General features: G+C 73.4%; 1 protein-coding gene. It reads left to right on the forward strand.

Annotated features, from left to right (window positions below; genetic code table 11):
• The coding region (locus tag FNH05_RS38690; protein ID WP_186382944.1) for a hypothetical protein at positions 1 to 1,491 on the forward strand (1,491 nt) is incomplete at both ends.

Below are 1,491 nucleotides of genomic sequence, written 5' to 3' on the forward strand. Positions count from 1 at the left end.
GACGGACACCGCTCGCCCGGCGCCGGGCCGGTCCGACACCGCCACGAGCGGCGGCCGGTCCGACACCCCGGCCACCCACCAACAGCCCAACCCCCGGGACGGCCAGGGCACTCGCGAAACGGTTCGCGACACACAGTCCACTCGCGACACCCAGCGCCAGCCCGGCCAAACCCCGGCCCACGCCGAGGCCACCCGCCAGGACGGCCAGACCGACCGTCCCGGCAACCGGAAGCGCCCGGACGGCGCGGTCACTCCGCAGGACGCCGCGGCCGCCGTCGTCGCCGCGGCCCTCGCCGCGGACGCGCCCGGTATGGCCCGCGACGCGGGAACCGGGCACGCCGCCGCGAACGGTATTCCCCACCAGGTCGTCCCCTCGTACTCCCGGGCCTGGCGGCAGCGCCGCGACGGCGCGCCGCCCACCCGGTATCGGGCCGAGCGGTTCGACCCGCTCAAGGATCCCAGCCCGGCGAACGGCCGCCTCGGCGGCCGGATCCGCTTCGACCGGCGGCGGTTCGAGGTCGAGCCCGGCAAGTGGGTCACGGAGCTGACCGTCCCGCTGGACCTGCTCTCCGGCAACGGTTCCGTCAGCAGGGACGACCGCTTCGCCCTGGCAAGCCGGTTGCAGGACAGGCTCGACCGGCACTTCAACTTCAACGAGAACCACCGGCTCCGCAACGGCGACCAGCTCCACTTCAGGATCGACGCGAAGGCAGCCGAGGAAGGGGCGCGGAACTGGGACCGCGACCCGTCCAAGAGCGTGCCGGTCGACATCTTCGACTCGTCACGCCCCAGCGAGACCCGGAAGACCGATCAGGTCCAGTGGGACGCCCGGGGTGACGTGAAGGACCTCCTCCACGAGCTGTTCCACTTCTGGGGGCTCGGCGAGGGCTACCGGGACAAGAGCCTGATGTTCGGCCACCCCGACGAGGACGGGATCATGGGCCCGCCTGGCCGGCGCACCTTCTCGCTGACCCGGGGAAACGTGGCCAAGCTCGACGCGCTGCTGGACCAGGCGGGGAACGTCATCGACCACCCCCTCGGCGCCGAACACACCCCCGACAGGCAGCAGTTCACCCTCGACGACCTGCCGTCGAGCGTCAGCGAGGGCCCGTACGACTCGCTGCATACGCCCGCACGGGCGCCGCGGCCGGACGACCCGCCGGTCCCGCCGCGACCCAAACCGCCCGGCCGCGGGCCGTCGCGCACCAGGGACCAGCTCTCGCCCTCCGGCCCCAGAGAGGAAGAGCACGAGCTGCAGACGCTCACCCCGTCCGCCCACAGCGGCCGGGACAACGGGGAGGGGCCCAGCAACAGGCAGCCCGGCCAACCCCGGTCCGACGGCGACCGCACGTCCACCACCAGCACTGGCGAAACTCCGAAGTCCGGGTTCGCGCGCACTCCCCAGGAACTGCGCGACCGGCTGCCCGCGTACCTGCGGGCGAACCAGGGTGCCGGGCCGGCCAAGCAGAAGAAGTCGCTGCAGGGCGGGGA

The sequence above is a fragment of the Amycolatopsis rhizosphaerae genome, from assembly GCF_007713715.1.
In the GTDB taxonomy this organism is placed as follows: domain Bacteria; phylum Actinomycetota; class Actinomycetes; order Mycobacteriales; family Pseudonocardiaceae; genus Amycolatopsis_E; species Amycolatopsis_E rhizosphaerae.